At 40.9% G+C, this 17,262-nt stretch carries 10 protein-coding genes and 1 pseudogene; 4 read left to right on the top strand and 7 right to left on the bottom strand.

The window, feature by feature from the left end:
* Nucleotides 1–688 precede the first annotated feature (688 nt).
* The 3 genes from GTQ38_RS21055 to GTQ38_RS18590 all read left to right on the top strand — a co-directional run bounded on the left by GTQ38_RS21055 (nucleotide 689) and on the right by GTQ38_RS18590 (nucleotide 8,516).
* The gene (locus tag GTQ38_RS21055; RefSeq protein WP_238858030.1) at nucleotides 689–1,606 is read left to right on the top strand and encodes a DUF6615 family protein; all 918 of its coding nucleotides are present in this window, start codon (nucleotides 689–691) and stop codon (nucleotides 1,604–1,606) included.
* 434 nt (nucleotides 1,607–2,040) lie between these two features.
* Entirely contained in the window at nucleotides 2,041–7,158 is a 5,118-nt protein-coding gene (locus GTQ38_RS18585) for a malectin domain-containing carbohydrate-binding protein (protein ID WP_161437060.1), read from the top strand.
* A 272-nt stretch (nucleotides 7,159–7,430) separates the two neighbouring features.
* On the top strand, nucleotides 7,431–8,516 hold the full coding sequence (locus GTQ38_RS18590; RefSeq protein WP_161437061.1) for a tetratricopeptide repeat protein: 1,086 nt from the start codon (nucleotides 7,431–7,433) through the stop codon (nucleotides 8,514–8,516).
* A gap of 907 nt (nucleotides 8,517–9,423) precedes the next feature.
* Here the strand turns inward: GTQ38_RS18590 and GTQ38_RS18595 are convergent.
* The 7 genes and pseudogenes from GTQ38_RS18595 to GTQ38_RS18625 form a co-directional block, all read right to left on the bottom strand.
* On the bottom strand, nucleotides 9,424–11,142 hold the full coding sequence (locus tag GTQ38_RS18595; protein WP_161437062.1) for a serine hydrolase domain-containing protein: 1,719 nt from the start codon (nucleotides 11,140–11,142) through the stop codon (nucleotides 9,424–9,426).
* Between the two features lie 65 nt (nucleotides 11,143–11,207).
* The gene (locus tag GTQ38_RS18600; RefSeq protein ID WP_161437063.1) at nucleotides 11,208–12,020 is read right to left on the bottom strand and encodes a helix-turn-helix domain-containing protein; all 813 of its coding nucleotides are present in this window, start codon (nucleotides 12,018–12,020) and stop codon (nucleotides 11,208–11,210) included.
* A gap of 77 nt (nucleotides 12,021–12,097) precedes the next feature.
* Complete coding sequence (locus GTQ38_RS18605) at nucleotides 12,098–12,631, bottom strand: hypothetical protein (RefSeq protein WP_161437064.1); 534 nt, start codon at nucleotides 12,629–12,631, stop codon at nucleotides 12,098–12,100.
* Between the two features lie 262 nt (nucleotides 12,632–12,893).
* Nucleotides 12,894–14,066 (bottom strand): hypothetical protein, encoded by a 1,173-nt coding sequence (locus GTQ38_RS18610; RefSeq protein ID WP_161437065.1) that lies wholly within the window; start codon nucleotides 14,064–14,066, stop codon nucleotides 12,894–12,896.
* Between the two features lie 459 nt (nucleotides 14,067–14,525).
* Nucleotides 14,526–14,846 (bottom strand): hypothetical protein, encoded by a 321-nt coding sequence (locus GTQ38_RS18615; RefSeq protein WP_161437066.1) that lies wholly within the window; start codon nucleotides 14,844–14,846, stop codon nucleotides 14,526–14,528.
* 254 nt (nucleotides 14,847–15,100) lie between these two features.
* Nucleotides 15,101–15,541 carry a hypothetical protein gene (locus GTQ38_RS18620; protein ID WP_161437067.1) on the bottom strand — a complete coding sequence of 147 codons (441 nt, stop codon included), beginning with the start codon at nucleotides 15,539–15,541 and terminating at the stop codon, nucleotides 15,101–15,103.
* A 116-nt stretch (nucleotides 15,542–15,657) separates the two neighbouring features.
* A pseudogene (locus tag GTQ38_RS18625) lies at nucleotides 15,658–16,026 on the bottom strand (DUF2200 domain-containing protein).
* A 352-nt stretch (nucleotides 16,027–16,378) separates the two neighbouring features.
* Between GTQ38_RS18625 and GTQ38_RS18630 the strand changes: the two are divergent.
* Complete coding sequence (locus tag GTQ38_RS18630) at nucleotides 16,379–17,194, top strand: dienelactone hydrolase family protein (protein ID WP_161437068.1); 816 nt, start codon at nucleotides 16,379–16,381, stop codon at nucleotides 17,192–17,194.
* The last annotated feature ends 68 nt before the right edge of the window (nucleotides 17,195–17,262 follow it).

Consider the following 17,262-nt stretch of genomic DNA (forward strand, 5'->3'; position numbering starts at 1 on the left):
TTCTATCAGGGCAGATCAAGGCAACTAAGAGCATGGTGAAGGCATGCGGCTTTGCATTTTCAAAGCGGAGCTTTGAGGATCACGAGTGAAACGAGTAATCCTCATGTGAAATGAAATTTTATCAGGACAGATCAAAGCAATAAAACCATGGTGAAGGCATGCAGCTTTGCATTTGCGAAGGGGAGTGCAGTGAGGATCACGAGTGAAACGAGTAATCCTTATGTAAAATGGAATTCTATCAGGGCAGATCAAAGCAATTAAGACCATGGTGAAGGCATGCGGCTTTGCATTTTCAAAGCGGAGCTTTGAGGATCACGAGTGAAACGAGTAATCCTGCCTTTGCTAAGCAGGATTTAGCTATGCCGGACAAGTCTTTAGAGGTCACCACAAGCAGAAAATCACGCCCGGATTTAATTAGTTTGATGTTGGGGATTGCCATCCCCTCCCCAATTATAATTTAGTGCTTCTCCCTGTAAAAAGCTTGCAATTCAAACGCTTCCTTATCGATTTGGTAATTGAGCTCATAGGATCAAGAATAATCCTGCCTTCGCTAAGCAGGGCTTTGCTCTGGAAGCCAAACATGTGAGGGTCACGAGTTGGACAAAATTGTCCATAATGCCAGACAAATTTGTCTGGTTTATTTATTTTCATTTATCTAATTCTATTATTAAGAAAGAAACAATTATCTATGATTTACAAATTATTTGAACAAATATCGCAGGATGTATGGTTTCGACTAAGGGACACAAGTAGAGCGAGTATTAGGCAGGGGGAAGAAACCATAACTGATATTATCTTATTGGAAATACTACGTTCTGGAAATAAGAATATAATAGTCGTACAAACTCCAAAAATTAAAGAACCGGAAAAAGGAACTGATTGGGAATGGTGGATAGGAAATGAAAAGACGGGGTGGCTGCGTTATGCTGTTCAAGCTAAAAAAATAGACCCTAAGACCCTTAATTACAAGTCTTTAAACTATAAATCTGGCAAAAAACCAAATCAAAAAAGACAAGTAGATATTTTAAAAAGGTATGCCGAAAAAAATAATGCAATTCCTTTATATTCTTTTTACAATTACGTAAGAGTAAGAAATAACGACGATTTGCACTCCTTCTGGCATCAAAACAAAGAAGAGTATCAGATAGAACAATTTGGTTGGACATGTAGTCCTATTGAGAATATTTTGAAGTTGTTGGATTCTAACGTAAGAGGAAATAAGAATTTTGAAAGCATACATTGCCGTAAAAACACTTTTCCAATACGATATTTGATGCATTCTAAAAATGTTGAGAATTTACTTAATTCATGTAAGGAAAAAGGAGAAGATGTTGTTGGTTACCATAAATCGTTACCTCCTTTCTTTAAAAATATTCAGTTATTAATTGATAGAGATGATGAAGAAGAAATGAGAAAAAAAGATAAAGAATATCCATTAGGAATAGCTTACAAAACAATATCTGAAGATTCAATATTTATGAGTCCCAATAATTATGATAATAATATTGTCATTAAAAATGCACCTATTATATCTGAAGAATACTATGATAAACAACTCGGTCTATACCCTAAAAGGATTTTAAAAATTGATATAGGAGAAAAATAAAACTAACAAGTAATTAATAAAGCAGGGATATCTTTTGAAAGCTCTCCAATTGATTTTAAATCCTGAACCAAAAAGTTTGAACCTTGAATGTTCGGGGTCACTAATGAAACGAGTAATCCTCATGTAAAATGAAATTTTATCAGGGCAGAGACTGACCATGAACGACCTCTAGAATAGTCGTGAAGGCTTTGATGAAGACTATAGAAGACATCAGAATATAAAAAAACTATCGACGATTACGTGAAATTGGAGGTAGTAGCCATGGAAATGGAAGAACAAGATCTGATTTTCTTACACTTCTATTAAAATTCCGTCAACTGATTCAGATCATTTCGGCTTCAAAACACATTCCTGAGTTTTGTATCTCAAGTTCATGTAGGTATTTTCGGTCAAAATCGTCGGCTGGCAATTTTTTATAACCAAAACCCACAATCATGAAAAATTTTACTTTTTCAGCGATCCTTATATTCCTATTTTCTTTTCAAATTTATGCCCAACATAATAATGCTTCAAATTTACAGGAAAAGACCCTGCCGCCACTTACTTGTGACGCTCCTATTGATCCTGCTTGGCTTCTAGCTGCCGAAAAGAGAATCTTAACAACTAAGGTCCTGGAGGAATCTACCGTGCGTGTGGCTTATCTTATTCCTTCCAACCGTACTCCACAGGCCAAAGGGGTAGAGGCCCTTCAACTGATCATCAGGACGGGCCGTGATTTTTTTAAGAAGCAGATGGCCCATAATGGCCTTCCCCCAAAAACTTTTCGCTACGAGACGAAGGCAGATGGGGAAACCCCTTTGATCCATGTAGTCCATATTCCTGAAACGGATGCGCAGATTGAGGGGAACAGCGATATAGATGCCTGGAACAATAAAATAAGCGCAGCAATTAATGCTGGCCTTGGGGTATGGCAAAGAGGTGAAATATGGATTTTGGTGTCGGAAACACATATGCAGCAGCCTAATAGCTCAATTATTGCAGGCGGTGCCCTGGGTGCAAGTTTTGGCAATGCAGATGACCCCGGGGTAGCAACGATGACGAGTACCTTTCTTACCCCGGTTGCACATGGTGCCTTAACCGATAACCGGCCTTACGATGGTATGCTCATCCCGGAAATAGGGCCCTATCCTTTAAAACAGAGTATAAGCTTTCACCCCGGGGATCGCTCTACCATGAGTTCCATCGCATCGGTTACGGTGGGTGCATTCTGGCATGAATTGATGCATGCATTTGGTATAGGGCATCACGATTTTAGAAATGATGCCAATTTTCATGGTAACCTTATGGGTAACGGTTTTCGAGGTGTCCGTGGCCACCTGTATCCAAAGCAGTATCCAAATGACTATACACGGCTTGCCTTTGCCAGTGCACAAGCACTTAACACCAACCACTACTTTAATACAGGCAAGCAACGTAATCGGGTAGATAATGTATCTTTTACCCTACAATCGAACGCACCACAAGACGGAAAATTGGTATTCAATATAACAGCTTCCGACTCAGATGGCCTATCAATGCTTCATCTGTTCGGCATTCCAGGTTATAGTGTTGAAAATGTGCTTTCTGGCACTAGCTTCAATGGGCAGATAACGATTCCCTATTTCAATCCAGGCATAATGACGGATTTCCGTTTAAAACTGTATGACAAAGAAGGGAATAAAGTGGAAAATACTGTCGAGGTGACCCCAGCGACCGGAATCAATCGAGCACCCTGGCCGTACATGCGTTTCATCCCTCCCATTGGGGAAACTGGAGATAATTTTAGTTTAGACGCTGGCCATAGCCGAGATCCTGATAGCAACACCCCACTTTCCTTTGAGTGGGACTTCAACAATGACGGAGTATATGACACTCCACCTGATCAGAGCAGTCTCACCACGGTCAACTTGCCTGGAGGGAATCATCTGATCCGTTTAAGGCTGACAGATCCCTCTGGCGCACAGACGGTTTCGACACCCATGGCTTTGCACGTTTCAGGAGAAACACCACCTCAATCCGATATTACCTTTACCTTGATCAATGCCGATACCGATGAAGATCTTTTTGACCTGAAAGATGGTATGCAAATAGATATCGATAAATTACCAACGCTGCATCTGGATATACGGGCGAATACGTCGACGGATGTGGAGAGCGTCGAATTATCAATCACTTCCTCCGGGAATGTACAGGAACTTAACAATATCCGGACAGAAAGTTTATTACCCTATGCCTTTTTCCAGGACTTGCCCATTGGAGACTATATGGGCGCCACTTTTTTTGACGCTGATTTTACCATTTCGGCCGTACCTTATAGCCAAGACAATCTTGGGGGGGTTGCCGGAACCCCTGTCGAATTGACCTTTGAAATAGCGGGCTACTGTCAGGAAGCCACTGATAGGTCTATTGTGGAGGCTTTTGACGCTGATTGTAATGGCGAAGGTGGGCATGCAATTCTAATTACCACTTTGGCCATTAGCGATGAAGATGCGCCCAATTGGGAACGTGATGAGCATGGAGATTATGTTAGATACCATGAGCCCGGCACATATGAGGTAACCGTTGGCAATGAACCGGGCTGTACCCGTACTATTGAATATACGATCGGGATAGATCCGAACAATTGCCCTCCCGGCGGTTTTCAATTACGAATCAACACAGGAGGTTCCGAAATCGACTATAACGGTGATACCTTTATGGCCGACTCCTATTTTGATACCGGCAGAACATTAGTTAGGCCGCAAACCGGTTTGCCGGAACCTTATCAAAGCTTCCGGTTCAGCCCCTCACAACAAATGAGCTACAATATTCCAGTACCTGATGGAGAATATACCGTTAACCTTCATTTTGCCGAGCTTTGGTTCGGTGCTACGGGAGGTGGTACCGGTGGCGTAGGTAAACGAGTGTTCGATGTGAATATCGAAGGACAATTAGCGGAAGACAATCTGGATGTCTATGCTGAGGTAGGTGCGGAGGCCATACTCGTAAAATCGCATACCGTAACCGTGACAGACGGGGCAATGAGTATTGATTTTTCTTCTTTGGATGTTGATGGAGGAGAACGTCACCCCATAATCAATGCCATTGAGATTTTGGGCGAAACGATCGGCCCGGTAGATCCTATTATATCAAGTCTGACGTTGATTTTAGATGATGGTTTTTCACATGGTATTAATTTAACCGAAAGCAGAGTGATGTATTCCGGTTGTACTACTTGTAATAGTCGGTTTGTGGCCAATGTCAATGAAGGTGTAGGTAGTGTCCACTTTGAACTAAAGGGCCGAATAAACCTTGAAGAAACGATAAATGATGTTCCGGGAGACTCTCAATTGTTTTTTGAAGGAAGTGATTATATATTGCCGCCGGGCGCATATACGTTGACTGCAACTCCTTATTCCGCTGCCAATAAAGGTGGTGCAATGGGTCAATCGATTACCGCTAATTTTAATGCACAAGATGGTATTTTCACCGTTTTAAGAATAACGGATGCAACAAGTTGTACATCGGCCGATGGAAGTGCAATCATATTAACCGGTGGAAGCATACCAGATAATGATGCTACTTGGAGCCATGATCCACTTTTAAGAGGGCCCTTCGCAGCGGATTTAGCTCCCGGAAACTATCGCGTAACTATTCATTGGGGTTTTATTGGTAGTAGTTCTGATGTCGTTTTTGATTATGAAATTAAATCGCTTGATGGAGAGGATTGCCCAGACACCAATGATTTCGTCTTGCGTATTAATACAGGGGGATCTGAAGTCGAATATAAAAGTGAGGCCTTTATGGCCGACTCCTATTTTGATATGGGAAGAACATTGGTTAGGCCGCAAACCGGTTTGCCGGAACCTTATCAATCCTTCCGGTTCAGCCCCTCACAACAAATGAGCTACAATATTCCAGTACCTGATGGAGAATATACCGTTAACCTCCACTTTGCCGAGCTTTGGTTCGGTGCTACGGGTGGAGGATCGCCCGGTATAGGTAGACGGGTTTTTGATGTCAGCATCGAGGGCGAGTTAAAAGAAGACAACCTCGATATCTATTCCCTGGTCGGGTCAGAGGCCATGTTGGTCAGAACGCACAATGTAACCGTGACAGACGGGGCAATGAGTATTGATTTTTCTTCTTTGGATGTTGATGGAGGAGAACGTCACCCCATAATCAATGCCATTGAGATTTTGGGCAAAACGATCGGCCCGGTAGATCCTATTATATCAAATCTGACGTTGATTTTAGATGATGGTTCTTCACGTAGTATTAATTTAACAGGAAGCAGATTGATGTATTCCGGTTGTACTACTTGTAATAGTCGGTTTGTGGCCAATGTCAATGAAGGTGTAGGTAGTGTCCACTTTGAACTAAAGGGCCGAATAAACCTTGAGGAAACGATAAATGATGTTCCGGGAGACTCTCAATTGTTTTTTGAAGGAAGTGATTATATATTGCCGCCGGGCGCATATACGTTGACTGCAACTCCTTATTCCGCTGCCAATAAAGGTGGTGCAATGGGTCAATCGATTACCGCTAATTTTAATGCACAAGATGGTATTTTCACCGTTTTAAGAATAACGGATGCAACAAGTTGTACATCGGCCGATGGAAGTGCAATCATATTAACCGGTGGAAGCATACCAGATAATGATGCTACTTGGAGCCATGATCCACTTTTAAGAGGGCCCTTCGCAGCGGATTTAGCTCCCGGAAACTATCGCGTAACTATTCATTGGGGTTTTATTGGTAGTAGTTCTGATGTCGTTTTTGATTATGAAATTAAATCGCTTGATGGAGAGGATTGCCCAGACACCAATGATTTCGTCTTGCGTATTAATACAGGGGGATCTGAAGTCGAATATAAAAGTGAGGCCTTTATGGCCGACTCCTATTTTGATACGGGAAGAACATTGGTTAGGCCGCAAACCGGTTTGCCGGAACCGTATCAATCCTTCCGGTTCAGCCCCTCACAACAAATGAGCTACAATATTCCAGTACCTGATGGAGAATATACCGTTAACCTTCATTTTGCCGAGCTTTGGTTCGGTGCTACGGGTGGTGGATTGCCCGGTATAGGTAGACGGGTTTTTGATGTCAGCATCGAGGGCGAGTTAAAAGAAGACAATCTGGATGTCTATTCCCTGGTCGGTTCAGAGGCCATGTTGGTCAGAACGCACAATGTAACGGTTTCAGGAGGGGTTTTGGATATAGACTTCTCGTCATTAACTACCGATGGGGGCGTACGCCATCCGATAATCAACGCCATAGAGATTCTTGGCAGCAACAATGGAGCTCCTGCAAAGTTGGCATCTAGTAAACCGATTAGCGATAATACCATGCGCATCGCCCCAAACCCTGTAATGGCTACGACCTCCTTAAATTTCGAAAAGCCGGTTCAACTGTTGAAGATTCAGGTTTTTGATGTAATGGGTCGATTAGTACGTCACTATACAGACATGGGAATGTCTGCAAATAGCACCTATTTGCTCAACACAGGTGAATTACCGCCCGGCACCTATTTCATCAACTCATACGATGTTCAGGGAAATCGCTATCAGAAGCAGATAGTCGTAAAGCGCTAATAATATTAGAAAGCGAATCAAAAAAGGAAAATCTAAATTTTAGCTGGTAATCGCAGACTCTTGATTTTTCAAGAATAAAACAAGAAAAGTCTAAGAAACTCAAATGTAAAGCGGTAAATAATATTATCCCACATTTAAGGTTGACAATTGCGGTTTCCTATTTGTAGCTATGAGCGGCAAGGATAACGAGTGATACGAGTAATCTTCCCACGATAACTGAGAAATGTAATTTTGAATTCAAAAAGTCTGTAAATCGCAGATATTCAGGCGATATGGTTTTCGTTGAACAGCCCAAAAAAGTTATTTTTGGTGTAGCAGCAGACTGGACTAAGAAATTAGACAGGTTAATCAGAAATATTATGCGAGTCTATTCACAAAAGTTTAATCTAATCTATCTATTGCTATTTTTTGTGCTTTGCATTGCGTGTAATACCAGGTCTTCAGCTGACATCAAAAATAAATCAAGTTTTAAACCTATTATCGAAAGACTTTTTATTCAGGGTAATTGGAAAGATGCGATCGATATTGCCAACATTGAACTACAAAGAACAACCTCTGACAAGCAAAACTCATATTATTATCTGGTTTTAGGGCAAAATTATTTTTTCTTGGAAGACTATGATTTATCTGAAACCAATTTCAAAAAGGCTATAGAGAACTCTAAAGAAAATGCGGATTCAGAACATTTAGGTGAAGCATATTATGGTTTGGGAGATATAAACTATCTCAAATGGGCTTATTTTGAACAAGAGGATGCTTTAAATATCTCAAAGGCCTATTTGGATTCTTCTTTAATTCAGGCAAAGCAGGGAAAGCTTTTGGAACTTGAATCGAAAGTTCTATATAGACTTGGTTCAATTCTACAAATTCAAGGACAAAATGAGGAAAGTCTTAAATATTTTGAAAAAGGACTAAAGATTTCATTTTCGATTTCGGATACTGTTGGAATGATCAGGAACGATACTCATAAAGCAGCAGAGCTGATGAGAAGCGGCAAATTGGATTCAGCATTATTCCATTATACCCGCGCATACAATCATGGAAAACAAATTAATAGTAATTATACGGAAGCGCATTCACTATGTAATTTAGGACAATATCATTTTGATATAGATGAAACACCCGAAGCAAAGCGTTATTTTGATAAGGCCAGGTATTTATCCGAGGAATTAGGTCAACGAATTGTGATGTGCAGAAGTTATTACGGATTAAGTTTAATTGAAAGAAGATTAGGTAATAAGGAGAATGCGGTTAAGTATGCTAAAAAAGGTTTGAAATCAGCGACTGACAAAGAATATGTAGTCTATATGCAAGCATTTAGGCGTTTAATTGAAAATATTGAAAAAGATAATAACTAATGCCAACAGCCAACATGGTTTATAAAGTATAGCTATCGGGAGTGAACAGTAATCAGTGAACAGTGGGCAGTTGGCAGTCCTTTTCCTAATAGTTGATGGTTGTTAGTTGTTCGTTGATGGCCTGCGCTTAGCGTATAGCGTAATGCGTAAAGCACATGTACAAAGTACGATATACGATGTTAGATACACTATCCTTAAGGCACTAATGGATCAGGTTTACTAACTTTCAATTCCTCAATTCCTCAATTCCTCGATTTTACAGTTTTACAACTTTACCTTTCTCCCAACCTTCAAATTGCTACATTTTCACATTTTCAAATTAAATCATTGCTTTTTCTGCTTTTAAAATGCAGCGCCAAGGTTTAACTTGAGTTTGGGGTGGGGTTGATAACCCCTTGAAAATTGGCGAGCCAATTTTCAGTATGCCGTTAGCAGTCCTCCTTCACCAAGGCTATGGAGGATGAGATCAGTGAGTGGGTAGTTTGCAGTTAGCAGTGGGCAGTCAATTCCTCAATTCCTCAATTTTACAATTTTACATTTTTTGACTGTTTTTCTCATTTAAAGTTCAACACTTTCAACTCAAAACCCTTTAATTCAACTTGAACTTAAGCTTGATCTTTGCGTTTTCTGCTTTAAAAATGCAGTGCAAAAGATTAACTTGAGTTTGGGGTGGGGTTGATAACCCCATGAAAATTGGCGAGCCAATTTTCGGTATGCAGTGAACAGTCCTCCTTCGCCAAGACTATGGAGGATGAGATCAGTGGGCAGTGGGCAGTTGGCAGTTAGCAGTGGGCAGTCAATTCCTCAATTTCACAATTCCTCGATTTTACAGTTTTACAACTTTACATTTCTTCAAATCTTCAAATTGTCTTCCACCCTTCCTAACATCCGGATACAACAAACCGGCTTAATCTACCATAGCTGGCAACAGATAGTCCTTCAGAATATCTCTGGCTTGATTACCCTTGCCATTTCTAAAATTTCCCGAAGTGATGACCACCACAGAATCCAGGGACGGAATTACAAAAATAAATTGTCCGCCGGCTCCCCTGGCCTCTATAGTTTCTATGGCTTTTCCACGGATCAAATAAGTATCGTGCCACCATAGATAACCGTACAGATTCTTGTCCCTTACATCCTGTAACTGAACGTGCTTGTCAAAGGATTCCGTAACCCAATCTTCGGAGATAACCTGCTTTCCATGCCACTTGCCCTTGTCCAGGTAAAGTTGCCCGAATTTTAACAGATCCCGAGGAGTCAGGAGCATGCCCCCACCAAAATAAGGGTGGATCTCAGAGTCGTCCGTCTGATTGATATAATTGCTTATCCCTAAAGGCGCGAATAGCTTTTCGTCCATGTACATTTCCATGGGCTTATTCAGGCGTTCTTTTAAACAGATCCCTAACAAGAAAGGGTTAGCAGATCCATAATCCGCGTAAGTTCCGGGTTCCTTTACCATTGGAGCCTCCAGAACGGTTTGAAGCCAGCTTTTGGGGTTAGCAGGATTTTGGTAGTAGTCTTCCTGTGCCAGATTATTAACGTCTAATCCGGAGCTCATAGTCAGTAGATCCCTGAGCCTTATCCTGGATTTAACAGAATCCTTGGTGTATTGGTACTCTCTTGGAATAAAATCGTACAAGCGCTCATCCACACTTTGTAGATATTTATCTTCCATGGCGATACCGATCATAGCAGAGGAGATACTCTTGGAGGCAGAGCGTAAATCATGTGGAATATGGGCATTAAATCCCTCAAAATAATTTTCAAATACCAGTTTGTTATCCTTTGCGATCAGTACGCTATGTGTATTGACCAAAGTTTTGGAGCGAATACTGTCGAGCAGCCTGAGAAGTTCACTTTCATCGATACCATGTTCGGCAATATTAGCGGAGGTCCATCCATCGTCTAACTGGACGGGTGTATCCGTTATCTGAGGTTGTTCCTCCGGATTGGATTGGTATTCCCAACCGTCATCGGTATGTGTTAAGCTAGTTTTCGAAACCAGCGCATCGGTTAATAGAATTTCAAGTTCAATCGAATTCTTTAACAAGTTGGCCCTAAAGTTAAAGCCGGTATTGCTGTCTCTAAAGAATAGGGTGTCTTCCATCATCCTAAAACCACTTGTCCAGGTTCCCCTGAACCTTTGGTCTCCAAAAAAAGGATAGGCGGCCAGACCAACAGTTTCTGTGGCTTCTACATAGAGCATAATATCCCTTGACTGTAAGCCATTGTTAAACATAAATGGGTTCCAGTCTCCGGCGAATTGGTTATCGCCATTATTGGCCAGGCTCACATGATAGAGCAATCTCCCGCTCCGGATAAACCCGGTTAGGGCCTGCATGCTCTGATTATACTCAAGATTGAAAAACAATTGTTGATCTATATTGAATTGCAAATGATCCTCACCGGAGGACACTATGTCTTCCTCTATCAATGTTTTGCCATTTGAGATTTTGAGATGATACTTATTGCCCTCCGATCGTTCCAGGTTAACCGTAAAATTAAAGCTGTACTTATCTGGTAAGAAACCTACCCATTCGCCCTGATAGTCTTGTTCGTAGTCCTGTGCGCAGCTGATTATTGCAGTCAAAGAAAGAAATACTAAGATATTGAGGTATCTGCGCATGGTAATAAGGATTTAGGCAGTAAAGGTAGCGTGTCAGGAATACTGGAAATTGGACGAAATTAACATCAGCGGTTTTTTCGGACTATTTTCCGGTATTGGCCGGGGTTCATATTGAAATGGGATTTGAACACCCGGTTAAAATGACTTTGATCTGAAAACCCGACCTGGTAGCTGATTTCAGTTAAAGTCAGCGTTGAGTCCAATAAAAGAGGAAGCGCCTTCTTGAGTTTCTCAATCCTGATGTAGGCCCCAAGGCTCATGGAAAGATACCTGGGGGCTACCCTGGATATGTGTACCGGATGTACCTGCAGCTCTTTAGATAAATAATTCAGGCTCAATTTGGAGGTATCATAGTGCAGTAATTCTTTTAAAGCGTTAATCCAGACGGGGTTTTCAAGCGAACTAGCTCGTTTTAAGTCGCTCAGGGCTTCACAGATTTGAAGCAATAGAAGTTCCACAGATACTTCACTAAACTCATCCGAGAGCAGAAATTCACTATAGAGATGGGCAAAAAGGAGGTGCAATTTCGGGTTTTGAATGCGCTGGCTGCCTTCCCATAATTGTAAGGGAATGCTGTGTTCTTCAAGCCATTTTTTTTCAAATTCCAGATGAAATCCGCTGGCCTTTTTAGAGTGCTTAGAACCATAGTGCGGCTCCTGCCAATTGTTAAACATCAGACTCCCGGCAGGACAGAGTGTTTTAGTCCTGGTATTGCAATCCTTCATATTACCGTTTAGGACATACATAAAATAGGGGTTTTCATGGTAATGCCAATCTGTGCTGTCTGTCAGATAGGTATATTCAGACAGCAGCACCCCGTTAAAGGAGTTCTCCGCATCCTGATTTCCATAATATTCTCCCCGGGATAAGATCTTCATCTTTTAGAAAGTCGTTTAGCCTGCTTGCCAACAAAAGCTTGTTGACAAGGCGGCGCTATCTTTGGTATTTGTATGTATTACTTTATCCGAACTCCCGTTTCAACGTACCTCCAGATACTCGGCTTGTTTGGGTCTCCGTATTTGTTCTCACCTTTCCAGGTATATTCATCAAAGCTTTCGTTGAATACCATTTCGCCAAACCTAATGCGAAATTCTTTTTCACTGTCCGGCTCATTACGAATGGTCAATTTTCTTTCTTTACGGTTCCACTCTAAAATATCGAACTGCGATTGATACCAATTGCTAAACATCGATACCATTTCGAAGCGTTTGGTTTTCTTATTATAGTTGATATACCAAAAATATTCTCGTTCCCGGCCATTGGAGTCTATGGAATTTGCCCTTATTTCAATATAATTCTCTTTCAAGGCATAGTTTATTTCCCTGGTGGACGTTTCCCACCAACCCTCTTCTACATTATCCTCGCGAGTTTCCCAGGTCCCGATCAAAAAATCAAGATCCTTGATCCCTGCATCCTGCGCTGCAATACCCTGGCTTAGCGATAGAACAATGGTGAGGCCTAATACTTTTAGGAGCTTAGATTTTTTCATATCATAATTATTGAGATTTTACCGCTGCCAGGGCCAATACTTCATAATTCTTCGCAAAATTGTGGAATTGTAAAAATTCAAATTCAGCAAGATTAACCCTTAAAAGTTTACAGCTATGAAGTTAACAAATTACTGCTATTTATAGCTGACTTAGATTTGGCAGTAAGGAGTAATCAGAGTTTATGTGGTTTGAGAGGTTTTAAAAATGACCTGCCATTAATAACACAGATGTTGTGCCTGATACTTTTTAAGCCGTAAGCTCTCAATCCAGACTATTTTTTATCCAAATTAGGATAGGTGGTATACACATACTAAGATAAGAAATGTCAAATTTGGACTCGAAAAGAGTCAAATGACCCCCGAATTGAACAATGGTATAAAGCATTCCGATTAAGGGTATCGCAAAAATGATCAAAGCGCTATACAATATGTGATCATTATATTTTTTTGTGATCCAGGGAATAAAAAAAATAGGGAATAGTAGCAGATAAGAAATTATAGGAACCTTGTTTGCCTGCAGCGAGAGTGGGTTAAATTTTATCAGGGTTTCCCAATCTTGAGCTGATATAAATGTAGGCAGACAAATTAGGATACCGATTAACACGGCCGATATCCCAATTCTTATTTTAGTACTCATTTTACTTTGCCATATATCCCTAAAAAAAATGAGCATCAGCGGAATAATAACGATCGCTCTCGTCAATAGTAAAAACGAGACCGAGGCTCCAAATGCAAGGGGATTCCTGAGTATTTCCCCTTGGTATCTTTTTCGCCAATGGGCTATAAAAAGAAAAACAAGAAAAAGATTGCTCACTAAATCACTTTTCGCAATGATTTCCCAAATCAATGCTGGGGAAGATAGGTAAAGCAACAGTATGCAAAAAGACGTTTCTCTTTTGCTACATGTTTGAAACACAAAAAATGCAAATAACGCAAAAACCAATACCTGTAAATACCCTACATCACCAAGCAAATAAAACGGTAAACCCAGGAACCCCAAAGCGGGAAAATTAGAGCTCATATTACCTAGATGGTCGGTTCGGGAATATGGATATTTATTTTCAGTGATTCCTTGAACGGTCAATTCCAGGGCCGACCACCTATCTACACTAAGACTCTCACCGTCTACACTGAAAACGACCACAGAAAATATAACAGTGAATACCCCGACTATTAGCCAGTATAAAACGCTCAGCACAGATCTTTTAAGCGTTGGAACATACTTTTTCTTCTTAAATACAAAAGCCACCCACCCAATAAAGCTTCCGTAAACTAAGATCAAAAGAACAACGATAGATACTTTGAAATTTAGCCTTTCTCCGTATTTACATATAAAAAGAGCATTAATAAAAATGTAAATTCCAGTAAGAGTCCAATATGAGACTTTTTTAGTTTTGGCATTACTTAAAAAATCGACGCTTCTTTTTATGCCCATTACGCTAAAGTTTTAGGAATACGGCTGCTATTCGCCCCACAACTATCGGATTGGAATAAGGCAGGACTGAATCTGACCAATAAAAGCTTTGTTAATATTCATTTAGCTTGCACACGATGTTCAAGTGTATACATGGGCAACCTAAATTCAGTAAATTCTTACATCAAAAAAATAGTCCCGTAATAAATGGGGATGAAGGCGCATAAATGATGATAATAGGAATCAGACCGCGGAGTGGAAGAAGGTATTTTTTCGGTAAAGACAATGGTGGATCCGTTACAAGTGGCTCGGCTGTTGTACCCTTACCCATTTCAAATCAGGATACTTTTAAAAGAACATGTAAAGTTTCAAGCTTTGGGAAGGCGTTATAGTAAAAGGTTCCAGTTTAGAAATTGGATTCTATGTTTTGAGTTGGATTTACAGCCACTTGGGATTTACCACCTCCAAAAGTCGTTTTTACTAGCTCCTGTAGCGTGCAATTAGAAAGCAAAAGCCGGCAGTCAGCAGTAGTATGCCAGGGATCAGAGCACCCAAATAAAAAGCGGCAAAAGCGCTGACGGCAATTAAAGAAGAAATAATTACCAAAACGGTATTATGACCCTCTCGCATCCACAAGGTAGACAATCCAAATACCGCCAGTCCCAACAGATGCATAGAAGTATGTAAAAACAGGACGGGAAAAATATCTTTGATAAAGTCTTCGGAATTAGACTCGACTACCGAGGCGGTCACGAATTTCAATCCGCTTCCGTGAAAGACCGCCATAAGGGTGAGCAGCAAACATCCCAGGATGACAAAAAACCTAAATGACCTCGACTTTGAACTTAAGCTTATACTTGATCTTGAACCTGATCCCTCCATAATATCCCATTAGGGTTCTATAATTATGGACGCTAAAAAGCAGCAAAGGGTTGTCTGGAAATGCGAATTAGCACATAGACTACGATATGAAATCTTGCTGCTTAGCTACGCAATTAGGTGAAAAGGCGCCAAGATCTTGCTTCACTTTAAAGCCATAAAAAAGGGAATAACTCTTAAAGGGTAAGCTCTAGGTCTCCGGAGTCTAATCCAACATGACAGCAATCCGTACTTACGATATAATCGCTACTTAAGACCTCCTGGTCATTGATAAACCCCTTGAATTGTACTTCCCGTTCTTCGTTGAGCCCAAAACTACCGTCCTCTGTCAGTGGATACAGACCGGTTTCTTGTGCTTCAGCCAGTTCTGAGGGGGTGAGGGATACGGTCATATCTTCACCATTTTGCAAATTGGTAACCGTAAAGGAATCCAGTGCGACAGGGTTCTGATCCTGGTCCGTAAGGGATACATTGATCCGGATAAATATGGCAGTACAAATAGTACCTTCGCATCTGGCATTGCCATCTTCATTACCATTGTCGTCATCGCTGTTGCAGGAAGTTTGTGCAAGTGACAATAAAAGAGAGAAGGCTATAAGAAACAGTTTATTTGACATGATTTTGTTGTTTGACTTTCCTCTTAGATGTCAAAAAGACGCCATGGTTGTGTTAAAATTTCAGCGCAGGGAATGTTTCTATAGCTGGAGAATCACTAACCTATTGATAACCAAAATTATTGGCCTTCTTTGCGCAAGATCCTCTCCATTTTACGGTATTTCGCCAATTCATCAACCAATTTATCCGGATATCTGACCTGCCGGGTTAGTGTGTTATCAATTTCTTCAATGCTATAACCGCAGATTACCCCTTTGATCAGCTGCGCATTAGGATGCAGGTTTGTACGCTCAAAAAAGTTTCAAACGTTACTTTCTCATCGATCAACTCCTGTAACTTATCATAATCAAAGCCGGTCAGCCAGTGTATCACCTGGTGCAGTTCTTCTTTTGTCTGACCTTTTTTCTATTTTATTTACGTAATGCGGATAAACCGAACTAAAAGTCAATCCTGCTATCCGTGCATTGTGTTCTGCTGTTACTTTCATTGGTTTCTTTTTTTTAGATGATTGCCTGTATTCCATCTGATCCATAAATCGCATGGAGACAGTTCCTCTAAAATATGAAATCCCTTTGGCCGGGATACTTAAACCGGATGAACATAGCTTGGTTTTCATGTTTGTCCGAACCACAAGCTGTACAAACGCATGCTTGAACAGCTCTCATTCTAATAGTAAGATTGGTGACCGAAATTCTAAACTGTAATAAATAAGCTGTTTGATTTATAACAACTCTTCGCAGTATTTAATGCTATGGATATCGTTATAATCACTATTTTAAAACGATTTTCGCAATTTTAGGCAAAGTAGAAGCCTGGCCAATTATTAAACTTAACGAAACATGAGACTCAAAAACGGAGCTTTGCTGGTATATTCCATTCTTTTACTCTTTCTTTTTGGGTGTAGTGAGAGTTTTTTGGAAACGGATGACGATCCGGCGAACGTTATCCCCGAATTGAGTATTGAAGATGTCAACAGGGCCTTTTCAGAATTGTCCTTCAACACCGGGGTGAACGACTTTACCCTTAACGTTTTACACAATCAGAGCTGGGATTTTAGGGTCATTGTACCGGAAGTGGAGGAAGGTGAACTACTTCCTCTTTTCGTTAACCTCCACGGTGGGGTGCTGACCCCGGATGCCAATGCGCATAAAAGGACAGAATGTCTGATTGAGCCGGCTTTGGAGAACACCAGGGCCTATGTGATAAGCCCTAATTCACAGGCCAGATTGTGGAATCACAATGAAAACGTCTCACAGGTGCTAAACCTGGTAGATTTTGCTATTGAGCACCTGAGCGTGGATCCGCAGAGAGTGGTTGCGGTAGGCTATAGCGACGGAGGTACAGGGAGTTGGTTTTTTGCCGATTTGTTTCCTGAAGTGTTTTCCGCTGGCATACCCATGGCCAGCTTTTACGGACTTTCATATACAGAGGAAGGCCTGGTAAAGAAAACTGATGTCCCTCTTTATGTCATCCATGGTGAGGATGATACGATATTCCCGTATACCAATACCGAAACCCTGGCACAGTTATCCATGAATGCCGGTAGTGATATTACCCTGATAAAAGCGGTTGGCCTGACCCATTTTGTTCCCTGCGAATATCTGTCCTACCTGCTGGATGCAATAGACTGGCTAAAAACAGAGGTTTGGGAATAGCGCTTTTCCCAAAAATAGGAGTTATGCTATTTTATGGGTATTGGTAGTAAGTAACCAGCAAAAGTGAG

It is taken from the genome of Poritiphilus flavus (assembly GCF_009901585.1).
GTDB classification, from domain to species: domain Bacteria; phylum Bacteroidota; class Bacteroidia; order Flavobacteriales; family Flavobacteriaceae; genus Poritiphilus; species Poritiphilus flavus.